Source organism: Fusibacter tunisiensis (assembly GCF_016908355.1).
GTDB classification, from domain to species: domain Bacteria; phylum Bacillota; class Clostridia; order Peptostreptococcales; family Acidaminobacteraceae; genus Fusibacter_D; species Fusibacter_D tunisiensis.
Window position 1 is genome coordinate 1 of record NZ_JAFBDT010000019.1, and the last position, 21,974, is coordinate 21,974.

A 21,974-nucleotide genomic window follows, 5' to 3' on the forward strand; every position below is an offset into this window, starting at 1 on the left:
TTGCACTCGATCCCGAACTTAGATGAAGATAGAGAGAGACTCAACAGCATAGACGGGATTGTACCGAATCCATTTGAATTGCCTGAAGGTTGCTATTTTGCACCACGCTGCAAGCATGCAATGGCGCGTTGTAAGAAAGAACAACCGGGCGACTACACAGTAGGCGAGGGGCATACGGTAAAATGTTTCTTGTACGATGAAAAGGAGGGGAAATAGATGAAGGATAAAATTCTCGAGGTTAGAGACATAAAAAAACATTTCCCCATAAAAGGTGGCTTTCTTCAAAAGGAAGTTGCAGCGGTAAAGGCAGTAGATGGTGTGTCTTTTGATGTTATGCGCGGAGAGACTATAGGTCTGGTAGGTGAGTCTGGTTGTGGGAAGTCGACACTGGGCAGAACCATTGTAAGACTATATGAGCCGACAGAAGGCGAGATAATATTCAATGGGAAAGACATTTCAGGGCTTAAAGGCCAGGACCTTAAACACCTGAGACAGCAGATGCAGCTCATCTTTCAAGACCCGTACTCATCGTTAAACCCAAGGATTAATGTTATGAACCTTGTGGGCGAGGCCATGGTGGCACATGGACTGGCTAAAAAAGGCCAAGACCTTGCAGATAAGGTAACAGATGTAATCGAAATGTGTGGTTTATCGGCTTACCATGCTTACAGATACCCCCACCAATTTTCTGGTGGTCAGAGACAACGTATTGGGATTGCCCGAGCCCTGGCACTGAATCCAGACTTTGTTGTGGCAGATGAGCCTGTATCGGCACTTGACGTATCGATTCAGTCTCAAGTCTTGAACTTGATGATGGACCTTCAAGAAAAAATGGGCCTATCATACTTGTTTATTTCCCATGACCTAAGTGTTGTAAAGCACATTAGTGACAGGATAGGGGTTATGTATTTGGGATCTTTGGTTGAGATGGCAGATAAGAAGGATCTTTATAACAACCCAACGCACCCATACACAAGAGCACTTCTTTCAGCGATTCCGGTGCCAAATCCAAATCGCATTAAGAAGATGGAGCCGATTATTGGTGAGATTCCAAGTAACGTAAACACGCCAAAAGGGTGTAAATTCCACACGAGATGTCCGTATGCAAAAGACATTTGTAAAGAGATTGTGCCACCGAATAAGGAAGTCGGGCCAAGACATTTTGCAGCATGCCACTTTGCAGGAGAGATTTAAATTGATATACTATTAAGAAATAAATGACCATTGGAAAGAGGCTATCATGTTTAATAAAGTAAAAGAGATTCTTAAAAAAAAGGAGCTTGATCCTGAAAAATACGATGTAGAACTTGAAAAAGGTGACTTTTTGGCATTGCTTATTGCAGCGGCTATGACAATGCTTCCAGTTTTAATTGGAATTTTTGCACTCTTTGGTTTATTGACATGGATCATATTCTAATGAAATGCATAAAAAAGAAGCGGCCATCGGTCGCTTCTTTAATTTTAAACATATTTAATTAATACTTAATTAAGACAATTATAAGCATCAGTTGTGTATAATGATTAAAACATGGAAATAAAAAACGCTCCTAGCAAACGCTAGAAACGTTGATATAACTGGAGCCGACGATGAGACTCGAACTCACGACCTACGCCTTACCATGGCGTTGCTCTACCTGCTGAGCTACGACGGCATGTCCTAAACTATTATAAAGGATTTACATACGAAAGACAAGACTATTTATAGATAAAAAATGGGGGCATTATGAAGAAAAAACATCACACTAAATGGTTTTTAAAATGGAATTTCTGGTTTATCTTAAGCGTTATAGCTGTCGTTTTCGCATTTGCCGCATCCGAAAAAGCAATTGAAGAAAAACAGCCATCACCAAATTGGTCAATGGGTGTAAGGATAATGGAAGACCTGCCCACTGATGAGCGAAAAATCGATCTTGCAGTAATTGAAGGCAGTGAAGAGATGGTGCTGGGTGCAATTAAAGAAAATTATATACAGCTTTATAGACTGGATGCCATGGGAGAAGTTGTTCAGTCCACTACCATTGATCATGATGCAGTTGATACACTTAAGCTCATTCAAGTGGAAGCACTAGAGGATTTAATCCTTGTAAAAGTCAGTGATCGTATGATACTTGAGGTGATTGAAATTGACAATGAGACGATGACGCCTATAGGCCTTCAAACTTTATCAACGCATTCTGAACAATTTGACTCTGAGGGAGAATACACCCTTGCAGCGGATGACAACAAGTTATCTTTATTTAAAGGGCAAGAAACACTATTTGACTATGCTGGCTATGAAGATGTAAAAAGTGTGGTTATAGAAGTCTATGAAGATCAGGTTTTTGGTGCTTTAAATACAGCTGATGGTGGTCAAATTTTTAGATTTAAGAATGGCACGGTAGAATGGGTGGACTTGTTGGATGTGCCGGCTCAGAAGACATATGGCTATATTAGAGATATATATTTGACAGATGACATCGTCACGGTAATGTCACACAAATATGACCGAATGAATCCGGGATCTGCAACAGCCCTTGGGGTATGGCAGTTCGAGAAGGATGACTTAGATCAATTTTACTTTCAGCCTTACTATCATGTTGGAACAGACTTATACCCTGTTATTGTAGGGTCGAATCGGTATGAAGTCACTTATGTGTTAGGAAGTCTTCAAGCTCAGAGAAGTAGCGAAGCCCTACTTATGAAATACCCTCAAGCTGCGGGCGGAACCTTTGCAAATGTATCGAAATATACGCGTGAGAAAGATGAAATGACAGAAAATACAAGGTTGACAATTACACGTAATTATCCGATTGCGTATTTTTACGTCGATTATGGAGAAAGTACAAAAGTATTCTGGCTGGATAAAGAAGAAAACACTTCAGTGCTAAAAGGTGCTGGCAACACTTCTGAGTGGATTCAGTCGGCAAGATCTAGAAATCAAGTAAATTATCTGTCATTATTGGTAGGAAGTTTGATTCAACTGTTCAATACACTGTTTTTAGGAATTGTTTCACTTTTATCTATGCTGGCCCCTTATAATTATGGAATTATTGCCTTTATACTTGCTTTAATGGTGTTTAAACGGTTTGCACCACTTGAGGCCTTAAATAAAGAAAAAGTGTTGTTTTGGACGTCTGTCGTTGCTTTTGCAGCATTTAAGCTTTGGCTATTTGGCATATCCAATTTAGATTTTAAATTATTTGCACATATCTATCCTTTCTTTTTCGGAAATGCCATCTTGATGGGTGTGACTTCGATTTTTACAACAGCCTATGCCTTGATGATGCTTTATCTGTTCAAGAGAGAACACCCGTACTATAACAATCGATTCCTACACTTTATGTTCTATTTTGGAATGGAAATGTTTTTTATAATGTTTACCTTTATGGCCTATTTTGTATCAGCTCTTGTAAAAAGTAATTTTATGATGTAGAAAAACCACCCCGATTATGATCAATGGTCATGACACATAAAGGGGTGGTTTTTTGATTAATCTTTTATTGTATACACGAAATCGTTCTCAATGAGAATAGATTCAACAGCTTCAAAAATACGATTATTTGCAAAATCATCTTCTAAGACAATAAGGGTTTCTTTAGGTAGTTTCTGAAGACTTGAGCCAAGTTCAGTGAGTTCAATGGACGTTTCATTGAGAAAAATCAAATCTTCTGAAACGCGAAGCGTCTGTTTGAGATTGGTGCTGGTGTGATTGGTTGTTTCTGGCACTTCTGATGGCGTCGTATTGGGTGTAGAATTTCCTAGTTGCCCGCCAAGACCCAATCTGCCATCTAAGAGAAGAAGTAGGATAACAAGCAGAGCCAAAATCAGAAGGTTTCGTATTCTACGGGATTTTTTTTTGCGTTTAGATTTCATGTGAACCTCCTAAATCATTATGGGTTAGTGATGAGAAAGAAACGATCGGCGCCAAGTTCCCTTGTAAGTTCACTTATACTTTCCTGAACAAGTAAATAGGCATATCTAAAAACACTGCCATCTTCAGTTAAAGTAAAAAGGACTATAGGTGGGATGTCGCTCTGAGATTGTAACAGTTGCGTTAGTTTTTGTTTGATTTTATTTTTTTGAGCCATTCGGCTGTTCAGTGTACTCTGATCTGGGTAGAGTAAATATAGGTCTGTGGGTGAACCGTCAACCCAAAGGTGGTTGTTCCGTGTTTTTAGTTCAACGGAGATAATTTTTGTTTGGTTCAGAATAAAATCGTAAAGTCTGTCTTTAGGATCTGTTAAATCTGAATTAGACGTTTCTGAAAGCTGAGCGAGTGTCACTGCTTGCGTATTTATTTTTGAGTGTAATTTTTCAATTTCATTACTATAATTGGCTTCTAGAGCATCCGTTGAAATAGAGGTATTGATTAACATAACAAATAAAAGAATTAAAAAAACATCCAGAAGAGGTGTGAAATCCATCCATTTATTTTTCTGCATAGGCATCCTCGGTTCGACTTGCCAAATCCATACGCTCTAGAATCATTTTTAGATTCTCTTGGTTTTGGTCTACAACTGGCGATAATGTTGCATCAACAGCCTTAAAAAGCAAAGCAAAAATAAGGCCCCAAAAAGTAGAGGTTAGGGCTGTGGTGAAATTCAGTGTGACTTGTGCTTGACTCATATTTAAGAGTCCAAGCAAGGAGAGAATTGTACCAAGCATACCCATCATTGGAAAAGCAGAATTTATGGAAGTAAAAATGCTGTAGTAATGAATTTCATCTGCGTGCATACTTTTCATGGAATTCAAGTCAAGTTTATCAGGATGGGGGTCTTTAATTCGTGCCATTAAGAGTGTAATAGGGATGTAAATTTTAGGTTGAAGGAGATTTTTCAAATGTGTCGAAGCCCGCTTAGCCCTTGGATAGACCACAAAGGCATTAATGACAGCAAGTAAAACAATCAATAAATCATAGCCAAATAAATTTGTTAAAATTAGTTTTCCCATTTAAAATAACCTCCTCTCGTTTAATTTTATCATAAAAGTACTGGACAATTGAGAAAATTATAAGAATTTGATATAATGAAGTAGGAAATGCAAGCGGTTGCGCAAAAATAGGGGGAATATATCATATGAAAAAAATAATCAGTTTTTCACTGGTTTTGGTGATGGTTTTAAGTGTTATACCACAGGTTGTGTTTGCAGAAGCACCCACTGAATTAATCATCCATTACCATCGTTTTGATAGCGTATATGAAAATTGGAATTTATGGATTTGGCCTGAAAGCAAGGCAGGAACAAGTTATGAATTTACAGATGAAGATGAATTTGGTAAAGTTGCTGTTATTCCACTAGAGAATATTGAATCTGTTGATCAAATCGGATTTATCGTCCGAAAAGGCGATTGGGAAGCAAAAGATGTGGATCAGGATCGATTTATTCCTGTTAATCGTGTAAATGCCAAAAATCAACTTGAAATATTTGTAGTTCAGGGCAGTGAAACTTTCTATTTTGATGCCTCTGAAATAGACCTTTCTCCAAAATTTTTAAGCGCACAATTGATTGATGAAAAAACGGTAAAAATTACAAGTTCAAAACCGATACCTATTTCTGAGATGAGAAGTGGGTTTAGTTTAGTAGATTCAGATGGGACGCACTTAAAACCTGCTGCAGTAAGTGGCGGTTCAGGCGATATGGCTCAAAATTTTGTTGTGCTTTTGGAAGATGCAATAACCATAGGAAAAGACTATGTCACTGAGTTTGGAACGTATGCTGAAGTCCCTATAGACATTTCAGGAATCTATGGCACTGAAATTTTTGAATCTACCTTTGGCTATACAGGGGTGCTTGGGGTGTCATACACTAAAAATAAAACGACATTTAGGGTTTGGTCACCGTTAGCAGAAGATATGACACTGGTTCTATATGCCGAAGGATTAGGGCCGGTTGAACTTGAACGAATACCAATGCGTCAGTCAGATCAAGGGGTATGGGAAGTTTCTGTAGAAGGTGACCTACATGGCTTTTATTACACCTATGCCTTTAAAATGAATGGCCAAGACCGAGAAACGTATGATCCCTATGCAGTTGCAGCGGGTGTAAATGGAGATCGGTCCATGGTAGTGGACTTTGAGCAAACGCACCCTGAGGGCTGGCAAAATGACCGTGGTCCGGTATATGAAAAGAGTAATGATGCAATTGTATATGAAATGCATATTCGCGATTTTTCGATTCACCCATCTTCTGGAATTGAGCATGCAGGCAAGTATCTGGGTGTTGTAGAATCTGGCACGCAAACTGATGCGGGGACAGTGACCGGGCTTGACCACTTAAAGGAACTCGGTGTAACACACGTTCAAATCTTGCCTATGTATGATTTCAACAGTATTGATGAAAGGCAACTTACTGAAGGGGTATTTAACTGGGGATATGATCCTAAGAATTATAGTGTTCCTGAAGGATCCTATGCAACAGATCCTTATAATGGTGAAAGTCGAATCCTTGAAATGAAGCAAATGATTAAAGGCTTACACGATGCTGGAATTGGTGTTATTATGGATGTGGTTTATAACCATACAGCTTTAAGCGCAGATTCTAACTTAAACTTACTCATGCCAGGTTATTATTATAGAATGGATGATGGGAAGTTTTCAAATGCATCAGGGACAGGAAATGAAACGGCTTCAGAGCGTATAATGGTTAGAAAATTAATCTTAGACTCATTGAAGCATTGGGTTGAAACGTATCATATTGACGGTTTTAGATTTGATTTAATGGGTGTCCATGATATTGAAACCATGCAAGTCATTGAAAAGGAACTCAAAAAAATCAACCCCAATATAATTTTATATGGAGAGGGTTGGACTGGCGGAACATCAACTTTACCAGATGGTGAGCGGTTACTTAAGGCAAATCTTTCAGCGACACCAACGATTGGCGCATTTAATGATGACATGCGTGATGGTATTAAAGGTCATGTGTTTAATGCTGAAGAAGGTGCTTTTGCAAGTGGTTATGCCGGTTTTGAAGAAAGTGTTAAGTTTGGAATTGTAGGTGCGGTTTTTCATCCCCAAGTAAATTATGACGCTGTGAATTATTCAAATGACCCTTGGGCTGTAAATCCTTCCCAATCTGTAAATTATGTCTCTGCCCATGACAATCTTACCCTTTGGGATAAGTTTCAGGTAACAAATCCTGCGGCTTCAGAAGAAGAGCGGATTCGCATGCATATGTTAAGCAATGCCATTGTATTAACGTCACAAGGCATGCCGTTTTTACATTTGGGCGTTGATTTTTTAAGAACCAAAGAGGGCGATCATAACAGCTATATGTCACCAGATTCAATCAATCAAATTGATTGGAACAGAAAAACAATGTATCATGACGTCTTTGACTACCATAAAGGTTTAATCGACCTTAGAAAAAATTATCCAGCATTTAGGTTGTCGACACAGAGCGCTATAGAATCTGGCATTGTGTTTTTCTCCAGTGAAGAAACGTCGGTGGTAAGTCTAAAAGACCAAATGATTGGCTATATGATTCCTAAAAATGAAGCCCTTGATATTTCAGAGACCCTAATTGTAATTTTTAATGGACGTGATAAGGCGCAAGAAATTAATTTGCCGGGGTCTGAGTATAAAATTTTGGTTAATGGTCAGGAAGCCTCAGCACAAGCGCTTGAGAAATTTAAAGGTGGCCGTTTAGAGATGCCTTCATATTCGGCACTTGTTTTGTCCACTGAAGATGTGTTTATTGAAGGTCAAACAAATAGAATTGCAACAGATTCAAATGATTCAAAGGGTGTTTCTATAGCCCTAATTGCCGTACTGGGTTTTGTGTTTGCTTCGGCAGGTGTGCTATTAGTCATGGGCAGGCAAAAAAAGAAAACAGTTTGAGACCAATAAGTCTCAAACTGCTTTAGTGACTATAAAAGCCTTCTCCAAGCACTTCGCGGACACTTGAAACCATAATAAAAGCGTTTGGATCAATTGTTTTAACATGGTTTTTCAATTTGACAAATTCTTTTTTATTCATGACTGAATTCACTATTTCACGATTGGACTTTGAATAGGCACCTCTAGCAGTGTAGATTGTGGCACCGCGGTCTAAGTGATTGACAATATAGGTTTGAATCTCTTCAGATTTTACGGAGTTGATGGAAACTGAAATTTTTAGATTGAAGCCTTCAATAACTGAATCAATAATAAGTCCGTTGAAAAAGATACCTAAAAAGGCATAAATAGCAAGTTCGATTCCAAAACTAAATGCGGCAAGTGAAACCACTACAAAATCGGCAATCAGCAATGATTTGCCGATTTCTATGTTAAAGAACTTGTTTAGAACTTTCGCAATAATATCGGTTCCACCAGTTGAGGCGTTTTGGTTAAAGACCACACCCAGACCGATACCTGAAATGAGAACACCAACAATTAAATTTACAATTAAATCGGTTACAAGTGGACTGGCTAGCGGGAAGAATGTATCAAAAATGTAAATGATTCCAGTTAACAAAAAACTGGCATAAATAGTCTTTCCACCAAAAGCTTTACCGATGGTTAAAAAGCCAATGATAAAGAGTAAAATATTGAGAACAATTAAAGCATTTCCAATTGAAATTTGAGGAAATAGGGCATTTATAATCATAGCGAGACCTGTAATGCCACCGGTTGCAAGATTGGCAGGAATTAAAAAAAAGCTAATGCCAATTGCAACCAATAAAGATCCAATGGAAATCCAGAGATAAGATTTTAGTGTTTGATTCATGATGTGCCTCCAATTGTGTGTATTTGACATTACAAAATTATAGCATTAAATGTAGAATAAAGGTATAGTAATTTTTAAAGGAGATATGAAATGTATAAAATAAAGAGTTTTCTGAAATTTGTTGAAATTCAAACAAAAGTTGCCAGTTTTTTTCCATTTGTAACAGGCACTTCTATGGTGATTTTTATGGGATTTAGATTAGACCCCATTAATCTGATGTTGATGTTTTTATCCTTGTTGATGATTGACCTTACGACGACAGGACTCAATCATTTGATGGATTATAAACGGGCAGTCCTAAAGACAGGCTACCATTATCAAGTTCATAACCCCCTTGGGAAAGGCGATCTATCAGAAAGCGAGGCGCAGTATGCTTTAATTACGATGTTAATAATTGGCGCGTTATCCGGCATTTTCTTGGCGTTTAGAACCGATGTTTGGGTTCTCTTAATGGGCGGGTTAGCTTTTTTCATAGGCGTCACCTACTCGTATGGCCCACTGCCTATCTCTAGGACAGTTTTAGGAGAGACCTTGAGCGGACTTTTCATGGGTGGATTAATTCCTTTTATTGCTTTTTATATACACGTGTATACGTCAAATCCTCTGTCGCTTTCGGTTAAGGAGGGGCTATTCATTTTTTCGATTAATTATAAAATTCTCTTGCCTGTAATCTGGGTAAGTTTGCCTCTTGTGGCATTGATTTCTAACATCATGCTTGCCAACAATATATGTGATCGAGACGAAGATATTGTCAACAACCGGTATACATTACCTGTTGTGATGGGTCAGGCGCACTCTGTGAAACTTTACGTTTTTTTGGTTTTATTTTCATATTTATCCAGTATTTTAGGCGTTATTCTTGGCTTTATTCCTATAACACAATTGATTGTTTTGTTATCATTCCCCATGGTCATGAAACAGACTAAGAAATTCTACCAAAAGCAAGTAAAAGGGGAGACATTTATCTTAGCTGTTAAAAACTTTGTCGTGTTTGCCAGTTTGAATCTGGTGGGGATAATGGTTCAATGGCTACTGTAGATTTAAAATTTAGTTGATTTACCCCTTCAATTTACCTATAATAGACTTGTAAAGCAATTTAATACTCAATTTATGAGGTGTCTTTAGACTTAATAGGGAATCGATTTTTCGAGCTGTCCCAGCAACCGTAAGGCTGACAAAATTCACAAACCACTGCAAATGCGGGAAGGGTGAATGGCGGAAGAAGCTTAGCCGGTAGACCTGCCCATAAATGTAACAGACATCTCCTGGGGGTGAGGTGGGGATGAATTGTAAATTGACTCATTCTCCATTTTACTGGAGAATGGGTTTTTTATTGCACTAAAAATTGGAGGTTTAATAATGAATAAAAAAGTAATGTGGATTGTGATTGCTGTCTTATGTGCTTTGGTTGCACTTTTTATGTACAACCAGTATCTTGCGCCAGGTGGGCAGGAAGGGTCAAAAACCGTGACAATGGAAATTGTGGTGGCACCAGAGGGTATTGAAAAAACTTATGAATTTAAAACAGATGCAGACTTTGTATATGCGTTAATGATGGAAGTGGAATCCACCATAAAGCCGGAATTTCAGGAATCCAGTTTTGGAATATATATAACAGGACTTGAAGGGTATACAGCAGATGAAACAAAAAATGAATTCTATTCTATTAAAGTAAATGGTGAGGATGCAGTTGTAGGTGTAAAAGAGCTCCCTGTTGAAGACGGTAAAACATACCGATTTGAATTGAGTACTTGGTAATGAAAGCGCGTGACATTACCCTTGTTGCCATTTTGTCAGCATCACTTACAGCGGGTAAAATCGTCTTGATGGCCATACCGAATATCGAGATTGTCACGTTTCTAATGATTGCTTTTACAATTTTATTCGGTGCTCGAAAGGCCTTGCTTGCTGCACTGGTATTTGTGACCACAGAGGTATTAATGTATGGATTTGGAACGTGGATTTTGGGCTATTATATCATATGGCCAGTTTTGATCTTGCTCACCCATACGATCGTTAAGCAAACTGAATCTGAATATGTTTTTTCAGTACTAGCGGCAATTTACGGATTTTTGTTTGGATTCTTTTTTGCAATATTTGAGTCTATTTTTTATGGGGTTTCTTATGGAATTGCCTATTGGATTAGTGGAATTCCATTTGACATTGTACATGGCATTTCAAATTTTATTATTGTTCTAGTGCTGTTTAAGCCCTTAATTCATAGCCTGCGTTTAATTTTATCAAAATGGCATGTGGAAACCCGTTGATTTTTAGAAATTCATTAAAGAGTAGAGTATTTTATTTCTACTCTTTTTATTTGTTTTTTGGTATAGTTTTAACAGGAGGCGACACAGATGAATATACTCGAATTGTTTATAGCCTATGCTTTTATTGGATGGATCTGGGAAACCAGTTATGTTTCGTTTAAACAGAAAAAATATGTTAACCGTGGCTTTTTAAGAGCCCCCTTTATTCCAATTTATGGATTTGGCGCTACAGCAATGGTTTTGTTAATGGAAGCCTTGCTGCCTTATTTACCCGCATCTAAAACAGTAGCGCTGGCTTTCTCAATTTTCTATTTGGGACTTTGTGCGTCGTTTCTTGAATACGGGACCTCTTTTTTAATGGAATGGGCTTTAAAAGCCAGATGGTGGGATTATTCAAAAAGGAAATTCAACTTGCATGGACGTGTCGCTTTGGGCCCCTCCATCTTTTGGGGAATTGGTGGGTATGTGATCTGGCGCTATATCAATGGCCCGATACAATCCTTTTATCAAATGATAAATCCAATTTTATTGAATACTTTTTTAGTTATGGTATACGGCATGATTTTAGTGGATGCCTATTTTACTTTACGTGAACTTATTAGTTTGAGAAGTGTTGTACTTAGAATGCAAGCCTTACTTGATGACTTTGTTGACCAAGTGGATGAAGGTTTGGACATGATTGAGGAAAATATTGGAGACTTCATGGAACAAATCGAGGCGCATGTTGGGCTTCGTAAGATGTTGGAACGCGGCAGAAAATACGCACGTTTTTATAGAAATTATCCGGATGTCACAACACGAAAATTACCACTTGTTTTTAAGGCATTGCGAGAAAGGCTAAACCGATAAATAGATGTTACAAGCACTTCAAATTCGGGTAATAACCTGATACAGTGGAGGCTGCTTATGTATAAAATAATTTACCTTAAAAAAAACATTATCCTTTACCTATTCTGTTTCATAGTGATGAGCCAGTCAATTGTTTATGCAGAAGAAGCGCCAGTAAAACTTATTTTTGGAGATGACCTGAATTACCCACCATTTAGTTATATAGATGCCAATGGCCAACCTGCAGGCTACAATGTAGAGCTTGCAAAAGCAATCTCTGAGGCCTTGGGATATGACTATGAGATTCGACTTGATGAGTGGCATAAGGTTAGGTCTATGTTGGAATCAGGGGAAATTGACATTATAACGGGCATGTTCTATACAGATGACCGGGCAGAACTGTATGATTTCACCAATACCCATAGTGTGCTTTCAGGAGATATTTTCACCTTGTCAGGTGTTCAAATTGATTCTTTGGAAAGTTTATCTGGTGCGCGTATAGCTGTTCAAAAGGGCGATGTTGTGGAAGAATACCTACAATCAACGGGGTATGCATTTGAACTTATTTCAGTCCCCACAGTCAAAGAAGCCCTGGACTTGCTCATAGAAGGTGAAGTAAAATACGCAGGACTCCTTAAAATTCCGGGGCTGTATGTGGCAAGTGAACTGGGCTATGAGACCGTTAAAGCTCAAAATCTTGGCTTTATTGCCCACAACTATGCTATGGCTGTAAAAGAAGGCAATGAAGAAATGCGGCTTGCCATCGATGGTGGCCTAAGGCTGATAAAGGCCACTGGAGAATACGAGGTGATTCATACCAAGTGGCTAGGCGTCTATGAAGCAAAGGGGATCGTATACTTTTATGAACGCTATAAGTGGGTAATTCTAGGCATAATCGGTCTTTTTGGACTTCTCATAATCAACAATATTTTTATGCGAATTCTTGTAAACCGCAAAACAAAAGCCGTTAATCAGCTGAATCAAACGCTAATACAAAGTGAAAACAAAAGTCGAGCGATTATCAATGCGCTCCCAGACATTGTATTTACCATAAATGGGGAAGGAGAATTCATCGATGTGAAAAACAGCGATGCCCATGAGGTATATTATCCAGAGGATCATTTGGTGGGTAAAAAAATCAATGTGCTCTTATCAGATAAATATTCAAGTCAGTGTATGCGGGCCATAAAACTAGCGCTGGGGTCTGGAAGTGTTCAGACGCTTGAGTATGAAATTCAGCATCATGGAAAGCCATTTTATTATGAAATGCGACTTGTAAAATCAAGAGGCGATGAAGTCGTTGCCATTGCTCGAAATATTACAGCAGATAAGGAGCGGCGTGACTATGTTGAATATTTAAGCTATCATGACCAGTTGACAGGACTTTACAACAGGCGTTTCTTTGTAGAAGAACTAAAGCGGTTAGATGTAGAGCGAAACTACCCATTGTGCCTAATTATGGCGGATGTAAATGGACTCAAGCTAATTAATGATTCTTTTGGTCACACAGTTGGAGATGAGCTCCTGATTAAAGTGGCAGATGTATTGAAGGAAGCTTGTAGAGAAGATGAGATTATATCTCGAATTGGTGGTGATGAGTTCGTAATTTTGGTGCCCAATATGCCAAGCGCACATGCAGAAGTCCTAATTGACAGAGTTAAAGCTATCTCTAAAACAGTGAATGTCAATTCTATTGATATTTCAGTTTCTTTTGGTTGGGCTGTGAAAGAAAAGAGTTCTCAAAGCATAGATGAAATTTTTAATGAAGCAGAAGATTTAATGTACAGTAAAAAATTGGTGGAAGGCCCAACAATGCGGGGCAAGACCATAGATAAAATCATAGAAACCATATATGCAAAAAATGACATTGAAAAGAAACACGCAGAAAATGTGGCGCGACTTTGCAAGGCATTTGCAAAATCTCTCGATTTGCCAAACCATGAGATTGAAGAAATTAAAACCATTGCCTTATTGCATGATATCGGCAAAATTGCAATTAAGGATGAAATTCTTAACAAGGCAGGCCCATTAACACAATCTGAAAGGGAAGACATTCAGAAACATTCTGAAATTGGCTATCGAATTTTAAGTTCTGTCAATGATTTGGCAGAAGAAGCCGAAGTTGTCTTGCATCACCATGAACGATATGATGGAAAGGGTTACCCGATGGGGCTTGCGGGTGAAGCGATTCCTTTTAGATCAAGACTACTCGCCATTGTAGACAGTTACGATGCAATGACCAATGAAAGGCCTTATAAACGTAAGATGACAATAGAGGAAGCGAAAGCTGAGATTAAGGCACAAAGTGGCAAACAATTCGATCCAAGACTTGCAGATTGGTTTTTGACAAAAATTATTCCAAACACATAAAACTATTGGTCCAGTTCGATCTGGGTCAATAGTTTTTTTGTTAGGGTTTTGATTTTGTGGCAATGATTAGGGCTAATAATTTCCAGCGTACTACAGTATTTGTCAACAGCATTGACGAGTAGAGATTCCTTATATGCAGGGGGCTTAAAAGTAAGGGGCCACATGTGTTTTAAAATAATGTCTTTTTCCACCTCAGTCAAGTTAAAATGCGTTTAAGCATTATAAAGGGCCAGTTTCGGGTGGGCAAATCCGTGCATTTGGCGGGTTGGTCTTCCCACATGCCAGTCATAAAGAAAAAAATCATGGAGGAGTGCCGCTCTTGCAATTTGTCTTGAGTCCATCTTGAGTTTATAAGCCAAGCAATAACTGGTGAAAGACACGTAAATAGAATGTTCGAGACAACTTAGGTCCCTGTGTTGGATGTATGCGCTCATGCTCAGCACAGCTTCATGTGTAAGTATATCTTCAACAAGTGCTAAATAGGAAGTTATGTCCATACGAATCACCTCTAAATATTGGATTTAATCCTATAGTCTGTATATACCCCATTATTTGGAAATGTGATATAATCATTTAAGATTCTTTAGAAAGGTTGATATAAATGAATATACTATCCGTAGAAAATTTAAGCAAGGCTTATACAGAACGTATTTTAATAGACCATGTGACTTTTGGCATTGAAGACACAGATAAAATAGGCATTATTGGTGTGAATGGAACTGGTAAGTCAACATTAATTAAACTATTAGCCGGTCTTGAAACACCAGACACTGGAAAAGTGATAAAAGGAAATGCTGTGCATGTGGAATATTTACCCCAAGTGGTGACTTATGATCCAGAGTTAACTGTTTTAGAAGCTGTTTTTAAAGGCACTTCTCCGAATTTAAAGCGGGTTGCGGCTTATGAAAAGGCAGTAATGGATCCAGAGACGCCCAGTGAACTTATGGTGAAACTAACACAAGAGATGGATGCAAACAATGCCTGGTCTTTGGAGCATGAAGCGAAAAGTGTTTTGACACAACTTGGCATTGACAATTTTGATCAAAAAGTTGGCACCCTATCTGGTGGGAATAGAAAGCGAGTAGCTTTGGCATCAGCCCTGATCACACCGTCACAACTTCTAATATTGGATGAACCGACAAATCATTTAGATGCTGAAACCATTTTGTGGCTGGAGATGTATTTAAAACAACGCAAAGGGGCTCTAATAATGATTACCCATGACCGGTATTTTCTTGAACGTGTGGTGAATCGTATTTTGGAAATAGACCAAGGGAAACTCTATAGTTATCCTGGCAACTATGGTTATTACCTTGAAAAAAAGCAAGAGCGGATGGCGCTTGTTGCATCTGAAGAAATCAAAAAACAGAATCTTTATCGCAGAGAGTTGGCATGGATTAGACGGGGTGCAAGGGCAAGATCAACAAAGCAAAAAGCCCGAATAGACCGTTTTGAATCCCTTGAAGGCAGTTTGGAAACTGATGGCAAAGAGGCGTTGACAATAGCTTTAGCCGGCACGCGTCTTGGAAGAAAGACCATTGAAGCCAAACACATATACAAGGCTTATGGCAATGAGTCGATCATTGAGGACTTTTCATTTACAGTACTTCGAGATGAACGATTGGGCATACTGGGACCAAATGGAATTGGAAAATCTACCCTTATAAATCTATTGACAGGTAAAAATAAGCCCGATCAGGGCAGTGTTGAAATGGGTACGACGGTTAGAATTGGATACTTTACACAGGAATCACCTGATATGGACTTAAGTCAACGGGCAATTGAGTACATTCAGGAGGGTGGAGAGGTCGTAAAAGTTTTAGATGGCACTCAACTAACAGCAGCACAAATGATGGAGCGATTTCTATTTGACAAAACGCTACAATGGATGCCCATAGAAAAATTATCTGGTGGTGAAAGAAGACGCCTTCAGCTATTAAGGGTACTTATGGAGGCCCCAAATATTTTGGTTTTGGATGAGCCGACAAATGATTTAGACATTACCACGTTAACTGTTCTTGAAGCATACTTGGAAGGGTTTCCAGGCGCGGTAATTATTGTGTCTCATGACCGATATCTTTTGGATAAATTGGTGGACAAGTTGTTGGTGTTTGAAGGCCCTAAGCAAATCGTTGAGCATACTGGAAATTATGCCTACTTTGAAACTTTAAACCAACAAGCGAAAGCGCCAGCTAAAGAACCAAGCCCAAGCGGAGGGCGCAACAAACCAAAATCAGAAAAGGTCAAATTCACATTTTCAGAGCAAAAAGAATGGCAAGAAATTGATGGCAAAATTGCCGAAACAGAACAAGCCATTTCACAGTTAGAAAGTGAAATTCAAAAAACAGCCACGGACTATGTCCGATTAGATGGTTTAATCAAAGAAAAAAACCAACTGGAAGATCAGTTGGAATCGTTAATGAATAGATGGGTTTATTTAAGTGAAATTCATGAAGAAATGGGTGGGGCAAATTAGCCCCACACGTTTAAACACTTTGTGACGCTTTAAGATTATGCGAACTGTCCAGATGACGTAACTCTATAAAGAGAAAAGTACCCGTCACAAGGGATGCTATAAAGTCGGCAGTTGGGCCTGCATACCAAACCCCCATCAAGCCAAAGAATTTCGGGAGAATGAGGAATAAAGGAATTAAAAGTAAGACTTGTCTTAAAAGGGCCATGAACATAGACTTTTGTGCTTTACCAACAGCTTGAAAATAGTTGGAACTCACAATTTGGAAACCGATTATTGGAAGCATTTTTAAGAATGTACGCATGCCCACAGTTGCAACATCAATTAATTCAGGGTCAGAGTTAAAAAGTTTTATCATTTGAACCGTGAAAAACTGAGTCAGTATAAAACCCAAAACCGCGATGCTTGTTGCCGCTAAAATAGCAAGTGTTAGCGCTTTTTTTACGCGTTTGTATTCTTTCGCCCCATAATTGAAGCCAATAATGGGTTGTGACCCTTGATTAATTCCAAAAATTGGCATGAGAAAGAACATGGCCAAGGAATTGATTACCGTCATAGCACTAATGGCAATATCACCACCATAGGTTGCCAGTGCATTATTGGATATGGTGGTTACAACACTGGCAGCTACTTGCATGAAAAAAGGTGACATTCCAATTGTCACGATGCTGATCATAATCCTTGGATCCAGTTTCATGTTCTCAATTTTTAAAGAGAGACGACTTCTACCGCTTTTAAAGTAGCGTATAACCCAGATTGTATTTAAAAGTTGAGATATAATTGTTGCCAGCGCAGCCCCTTGAATTCCCATATCAAAAACAAAGATAAAAATTGGGTCAAGGATAATGTTGCTAATTGCGCCAATCAACATTGTGTACATAGCCATTCGAGGATTGCCTTCTGCTCTGATGGCGTTGTTCAGACCAAATCCGAGACCTTGAAAGATTCCCCCAATTAAAATGATTGTTAAATAATCGTTGGCATAGCCAAATGTGGCATCACTGGCCCCAAAAAGATATAAGAGGGGTGTTTTAAAAATCAAGCCAAGTATTGAAACAGCCCCCATAATTAAAATGAGCATAACAAAAGCATTTCCGAGAATGTGTTCGGCTTCAGCCTCATTGTCCTCACCCAATCGTATTGAGATCCTTGAAGCAGATCCGATGCCAACCAGCATACTGAACCCCATTAAAAGAATCATTAAGGGCATTGACAGTCCAATACCGGTCATTGGCATTGGGCCGAGCATGCCGATATAGATTCTATCGACAATGTTATAGAGCGCTTGCACCATCATTCCCACAATTGCAGGGATTGAAAATTGAAGCAGTAATTTGCCGACGCTTTCAGTTCTTAAGCGTTCGTTGTGTGACATTTTGTGTCCTCCTTATGATGGCTGTTAGTTTTTAGAGCTTTGGCATTTGTAGAAAGTTTGAACATGAGCTTTTGAAGGCATTCTTTTTCTACATCCGTAAAAGTCTCAAGTAAAATGGCATCCCATCTGCGGGCAATGGCAAATAAGTCGTTTTTAAGTCGGCTGCTTTTTTCAGTTAGGTAGACGTTATTTACCCGATGGTCTTTTTCATTTCGGACCCTATCGACAAAGCCGTTGTCTTCGAGTTTTTGTATCGCACGTGCAGTTGTGGCCTTATCCATGTCGAGGCCGCGACTGATTTCATCTTGTGTTGCGCCATTGTGACCATAAAGGTAATATAAAAAACCATATTGACCACTGCCAATGGCATACTGGGCCATTTCACCATCAATATAGGCTTTTCCATGCCTAAAGATAATAGAGATGTCTCGGCTGAGTTTAAATCCATTTGATAATCCCATTTTAATTCCTTTCGTGTCCCTAATAGTTGCTGATACAACTATTTTAAAACGATATAGTTGTGTTGTCAACTAAAAAAATAATGATAGAATGTTTGCATAGAGAATGTTAAAATAGACTCGAAACGTTTATAAATCAGAATTTCACGGAGAATAACTATGAAAAATACCCAGTATTATAATTTTGTTATAAAATTTGTTTTTTTAGTCGGTATGCTGTCATCCTTAGTTGTAAAAGCAGCTTATATCCATGTCACAATTGGCCTGATGAGCGATAAAATTTTCAGCTTTTTGGTGCCTAGTGCACTCATATTAATTGCTCTGAACATACTTGTGTTTCAAAAGCGGGCGGTTTACAGTCTCATTGCAACAGATTTGATTGTAACCCTTGTTTTTTTTGCCGATGCCCTATACGGCAGATATTATGGGATTCCATTGACCTTACCAATCCTTTACCAAGTTGGATTTGTTGATGATGTTGCAGACAGCACAAAATCACTTTTATTGCTGAAAGATTTAATTTTCATCCTTCCGTATCCATTTATGATTGGGTATGCCTGGTTTTTCAGGAAGGTTCTGATTCAGAAGCGAAAGCTGATTGAAACACTTGGCGCGTTTGCCCTTATAATTGCCTCTGTGGGTTATTTTTCTTATGCAGCGATTGAGATTGACCGTACCCATCACGCTTATGAGCGAAAGAATATCGCAAAGGATCTTGGTGTTTTTTATTTTCATGGGTATGATGCCGTTGATTTTGCAAAAAATAGATGGTTTGTAGACTTAGATTTAGCAGATTCTGATGTGAAACTCATAGACACCTACTTACAAGAAAAAGGCAACAAAGTCGATTCAGGCATTCATGTGACTGGGACACCAAATCTTCTTATTATACAAGTTGAAGCCATGCAAGAGTTCGTTGTAGACCTTGAAATTGAAGGCGAACAGGTGACGCCATTTTTGAATCAACTCAAAAATGATGCCCTTTATTTTGAAAATATATACCATCAAGTTGCAGGTGGCAATACATCAGATGCAGAATTTATGACCAATGTTGGCCTTTACCCCGCCCCAGTTGGTGCTGTAAATTATTTGCATGCGGGCAATATCTATGAGTCCTTGCCCAAACTTCTTTCGGAACGTGGGTATGGGCGCTATGGCTTTCATGGGTATCAAGCAAGTTTTTGGAATCGAGAAGTTGTCTATAATACGCTTGGATTTGATGATTTTATAAGTAAAGAGGATTTAACAATTGATGAAATTCTGGGATGGGCCATTAGTGACGCTTCTTTTTTTAGACAGGGCTTGGATTATTCCCTATCAAAGACACCATTTTACAGTTTCATGGTCACGCTTTCCAGCCATCACCCTTATGATGCCTTTAGAGGGATGGCACCCGATACAGGTGCCTATGAAAACACACAAGTGGGAGATTATCTAAAAAGTATGCGGTATGTAGATGGGCAGCTTGAAGAGGTGTTTGCCCGTCTCGGAGCAGAAGGTTATCTTGAAGACACCATTGTAGTGGTTTATGGGGACCATTCGGGATTATATACAGATCAAAAGGCACTGCTTTCCAATCTGTTAAGTTTAGAAGATCACATAGTCGCATGGGAATCTATTCAGAAAATCCCTTTATGGATTTATGCCCCAGGAACTGAACTTAAAGGGGTTCAGACAAAAATAGGTGGACAAGTTGATTTATTTGCAACAGTTTGCGATCTTGTGGACCTCGATCCGAGCTTTACACTTGGCACGTCTTTGCTAAAAGAAGGGCCGGGGCATGCTGTAAAAAGAGATGGATCGATCTTCTTTGAAGAGGCCTATTATCAGAACAATTCCAACATGCTTTACAATCGATTTACTTATGAGCCCCTTGAAATAACCCCTGAGTGGGCACTTAAAATAGAATCCGCTAAGAATAGCCTAAAAGTATCTGATTTAATTTTAAAGAAAAATCTATTTAAGAATCCAGAGTTCCTGGAACAGGTAAGAGAATGATGAAAAAAGAAAACAAAGACTATATCGTCTTAATGGCAATGATTTTGACAACCCTGTTAAGTAAAATGCTGGGTATGGTTAGGGACATGTTAATTGCTGGCGATTATGGAATAACGTATGAAGCCGATGCCTTTTTTATTGCCTCAAGGATTCCGAATAACTTTTTTGATTTTGCCTTAAGTGCTGCGGTGGTATCTACGTTTATTCCCATTTTCAATCGAACCATCCATCAAAAAAGTGAAAAAGAGGCATTTCAGTATGCCAATCATTTTTTAACATTTGCTCTAATTCTGTCTGGCGCAGTTGCTTTCGTTCTTTTGATCCTACCGGAACCTTTGGTATCTATTTTTGGCCCAGGTCTAGGGGTGGAAGCTTCTAAATTAGCCGCAGAACTGACGCGTTATATGGCGCCAGTTGTGATTTTCGCCACCATTACCTTTACATTTGTAGGGCTCATGCAGTCCTATGGGCACTATGTTATGTCATCTGCAATTAGTATTTTTTCAAATGCAGTAGTCATTGTCTATTTGATGACACTTAATTCTAATTTTGGTTTGGTGGGTTTGGCCGTTGCGTTCACAATAGGCTGGGGGGTTCAAGCTGTGGTTCAGATGCCGATGATGGCTAGGGAAGGTTACATTTATAAACCCCAACTGAATCTAAGGTCATCAGATATGCGTGACACCATTCGGATGACGGGCCCTGTTCTATTTTCAACATGGGCACAGCCTGCAAGTGCAATGATTATATCCATCTTAGCCAGTTATTACTCAGGTGGTGTTGCCCTTATGGAATACGCCAACCGTGTGTATATTATCATTTCAGGCGTTTTGGTATACACCATAACAAATTATGTATTCCCTAAATTATCGAAAACCTTTTCGCAGAAGAATAAAAAAGGCTTTGGCCATGTTATAGAAAAAAGTTTGGAACTCTTTATTTACTTTGGCCTTCCAGTGGTTTTCATTACAGTTCTATTTAGCGAAGAAATGATACGCGTTCTCTTTGAAAGAGGGCTTTTTGATAGAACTGCAACTGTAAGGGCGGGACGTATTTTGGGCGTGTTTATCTGGGGTTTGATGGGACTCGGGTTCAAAGAAATTTTAAACCGTGTGTATTTTGCCATGGGCAATAGCCGATTACCCCTTTGGATTACCCTTGTTGGTATAGGTTTGAACTTGCCCCTTAGTATTGGACTTGGACGGTTAATGGGGCTTGAAGGGTTGGCACTTGGTGCAACCTTATCTATGGTTTTTTCTTCAGGTATTATGCTGGCAATCAGCATCCGGAGAGGATTAATTGCAAATTGGGTAGAATTTATAAAACGATTCCTCAGCATCCTTTTTGTAGATACAGTCTTGTTTTATGGACTCAGTAGAATTTTGCCCACCTTACAGTATGGTACTTTAAAAACGGTGGTTATAATGGGCGGGATAACGTTAGCATACTTTGCTTGCCATGTTGGACTTTTAAAAATATTAAAAGTGGGGATTCCCTCGCTTCAAATGGAGTCGTATTGA

20 protein-coding genes, 1 tRNA gene and 1 riboswitch are annotated in these 21,974 nt (G+C 38.8%); of the genes, 13 read left to right on the forward strand and 8 right to left on the reverse strand.

Going from position 1 to position 21,974, the window contains the following annotated elements:
• The 3 genes from JOC49_RS09960 to JOC49_RS09970 all read left to right on the forward strand — a co-directional run.
• On the forward strand, positions 1-216 hold a 216-nt coding region (locus JOC49_RS09960; protein WP_341534677.1), incomplete at its 5' end, for an oligopeptide/dipeptide ABC transporter ATP-binding protein.
• On the forward strand, positions 217-1,194 hold the full coding sequence (locus tag JOC49_RS09965) for an ABC transporter ATP-binding protein (RefSeq protein WP_204664883.1): 978 nt from the start codon (positions 217-219) through the stop codon (positions 1,192-1,194).
• Positions 1,195-1,240: 46 nt separating this feature from the next.
• Positions 1,241-1,417: a hypothetical protein gene (locus JOC49_RS09970; protein ID WP_204664884.1), complete on the forward strand. Its 177-nt coding sequence runs from the start codon at positions 1,241-1,243 to the stop codon at positions 1,415-1,417.
• A gap of 159 nt (positions 1,418-1,576) precedes the next feature.
• Here the strand turns inward: JOC49_RS09970 and JOC49_RS09975 are convergent.
• Positions 1,577-1,652 (reverse strand) — tRNA-Thr (locus tag JOC49_RS09975).
• Between the two features lie 71 nt (positions 1,653-1,723).
• Between JOC49_RS09975 and JOC49_RS09980 the strand changes: the two genes are divergently transcribed.
• On the forward strand, positions 1,724-3,412 hold the full coding sequence (locus JOC49_RS09980) for a hypothetical protein (protein WP_204664885.1): 1,689 nt from the start codon (positions 1,724-1,726) through the stop codon (positions 3,410-3,412).
• Positions 3,413-3,468: 56 nt separating this feature from the next.
• Here the strand turns inward: JOC49_RS09980 and JOC49_RS09985 are convergent, their stop codons facing one another.
• The 3 genes from JOC49_RS09985 to JOC49_RS09995 are packed head-to-tail and all read right to left on the reverse strand — an operon-like array spanning position 3,469 to position 4,929.
• Positions 3,469-3,852: a hypothetical protein gene (locus JOC49_RS09985; RefSeq protein ID WP_204664886.1), complete on the reverse strand. Its 384-nt coding sequence runs from the start codon at positions 3,850-3,852 to the stop codon at positions 3,469-3,471.
• Between the two features lie 17 nt (positions 3,853-3,869).
• On the reverse strand, positions 3,870-4,421 hold the full coding sequence (locus JOC49_RS09990; protein ID WP_204664887.1) for a hypothetical protein: 552 nt from the start codon (positions 4,419-4,421) through the stop codon (positions 3,870-3,872).
• Entirely contained in the window at positions 4,408-4,929 is a 522-nt protein-coding gene (locus tag JOC49_RS09995; protein WP_204664888.1) for a MotA/TolQ/ExbB proton channel family protein, read from the reverse strand. The genes JOC49_RS09990 and JOC49_RS09995 overlap by 14 nt, the downstream gene beginning before the upstream one ends.
• A gap of 125 nt (positions 4,930-5,054) precedes the next feature.
• On the opposite strand from JOC49_RS09995, the gene pulA reads away from it, so the two are divergent.
• Entirely contained in the window at positions 5,055-7,817 is a 2,763-nt protein-coding gene (pulA, locus tag JOC49_RS10000; RefSeq protein ID WP_204664889.1) for a type I pullulanase, read from the forward strand.
• 22 nt (positions 7,818-7,839) lie between these two features.
• Here the strand turns inward: pulA and JOC49_RS10005 are convergent, their stop codons facing one another.
• Entirely contained in the window at positions 7,840-8,685 is an 846-nt protein-coding gene (locus tag JOC49_RS10005) for a YitT family protein (RefSeq protein ID WP_204664890.1), read from the reverse strand.
• A gap of 90 nt (positions 8,686-8,775) precedes the next feature.
• Between JOC49_RS10005 and JOC49_RS10010 the strand changes: the two genes are divergently transcribed.
• The 5 genes from JOC49_RS10010 (at position 8,776) to JOC49_RS10030 (ending at position 14,150) form a co-directional block, all read left to right on the forward strand.
• On the forward strand, positions 8,776-9,723 hold the full coding sequence (locus tag JOC49_RS10010; RefSeq protein ID WP_204664891.1) for a UbiA family prenyltransferase: 948 nt from the start codon (positions 8,776-8,778) through the stop codon (positions 9,721-9,723).
• A 57-nt stretch (positions 9,724-9,780) separates the two neighbouring features.
• A riboswitch (cobalamin riboswitch) is annotated at positions 9,781-9,946 on the forward strand.
• Between the two features lie 98 nt (positions 9,947-10,044).
• A complete protein-coding gene (locus JOC49_RS10015) occupies positions 10,045-10,443 on the forward strand; it encodes a DUF4430 domain-containing protein (protein ID WP_204664892.1) in 399 nt (132 codons plus the stop codon).
• Positions 10,443-10,952 carry a hypothetical protein gene (locus JOC49_RS10020; protein WP_204664893.1) on the forward strand — a complete coding sequence of 170 codons (510 nt, stop codon included), beginning with the start codon at positions 10,443-10,445 and terminating at the stop codon, positions 10,950-10,952. The genes JOC49_RS10015 and JOC49_RS10020 overlap by 1 nt, the downstream gene beginning before the upstream one ends.
• 87 nt (positions 10,953-11,039) lie before the next feature.
• Positions 11,040-11,801: a putative ABC transporter permease gene (locus JOC49_RS10025; protein ID WP_204664894.1), complete on the forward strand. Its 762-nt coding sequence runs from the start codon at positions 11,040-11,042 to the stop codon at positions 11,799-11,801.
• A 57-nt stretch (positions 11,802-11,858) separates the two neighbouring features.
• Positions 11,859-14,150 carry an HD domain-containing phosphohydrolase gene (locus tag JOC49_RS10030; protein ID WP_204664895.1) on the forward strand — a complete coding sequence of 764 codons (2,292 nt, stop codon included), beginning with the start codon at positions 11,859-11,861 and terminating at the stop codon, positions 14,148-14,150.
• 212 nt (positions 14,151-14,362) lie between these two features.
• On the opposite strand, the gene JOC49_RS13290 is transcribed toward JOC49_RS10030, so the two are convergent.
• Positions 14,363-14,647, reverse strand: coding sequence for an HD domain-containing protein (locus JOC49_RS13290; RefSeq protein ID WP_243423688.1), 285 nt, complete (start codon positions 14,645-14,647; stop codon positions 14,363-14,365).
• Between the two features lie 104 nt (positions 14,648-14,751).
• On the opposite strand from JOC49_RS13290, the gene JOC49_RS10040 reads away from it, so the two are divergent.
• Positions 14,752-16,626 carry an ABC-F family ATP-binding cassette domain-containing protein gene (locus JOC49_RS10040; RefSeq protein ID WP_204664896.1) on the forward strand — a complete coding sequence of 625 codons (1,875 nt, stop codon included), beginning with the start codon at positions 14,752-14,754 and terminating at the stop codon, positions 16,624-16,626.
• Positions 16,627-16,636: 10 nt separating this feature from the next.
• Here the strand turns inward: JOC49_RS10040 and JOC49_RS10045 are convergent, their stop codons facing one another.
• Together JOC49_RS10045 and JOC49_RS10050 are read right to left on the reverse strand one after the other, a co-directional pair.
• Positions 16,637-17,998: an MATE family efflux transporter gene (locus JOC49_RS10045; protein ID WP_204664897.1), complete on the reverse strand. Its 1,362-nt coding sequence runs from the start codon at positions 17,996-17,998 to the stop codon at positions 16,637-16,639.
• Positions 17,977-18,459: a MarR family winged helix-turn-helix transcriptional regulator gene (locus JOC49_RS10050; RefSeq protein WP_204664898.1), complete on the reverse strand. Its 483-nt coding sequence runs from the start codon at positions 18,457-18,459 to the stop codon at positions 17,977-17,979. The genes JOC49_RS10045 and JOC49_RS10050 overlap by 22 nt, the downstream gene beginning before the upstream one ends.
• A gap of 156 nt (positions 18,460-18,615) precedes the next feature.
• Between JOC49_RS10050 and JOC49_RS10055 the strand changes: the two genes are divergently transcribed.
• Positions 18,616-20,454: an LTA synthase family protein gene (locus JOC49_RS10055; RefSeq protein WP_204664899.1), complete on the forward strand. Its 1,839-nt coding sequence runs from the start codon at positions 18,616-18,618 to the stop codon at positions 20,452-20,454.
• A complete protein-coding gene (gene murJ, locus JOC49_RS10060) occupies positions 20,451-21,974 on the forward strand; it encodes a murein biosynthesis integral membrane protein MurJ (RefSeq protein WP_204664900.1) in 1,524 nt (507 codons plus the stop codon). The genes JOC49_RS10055 and murJ overlap by 4 nt, the downstream gene beginning before the upstream one ends.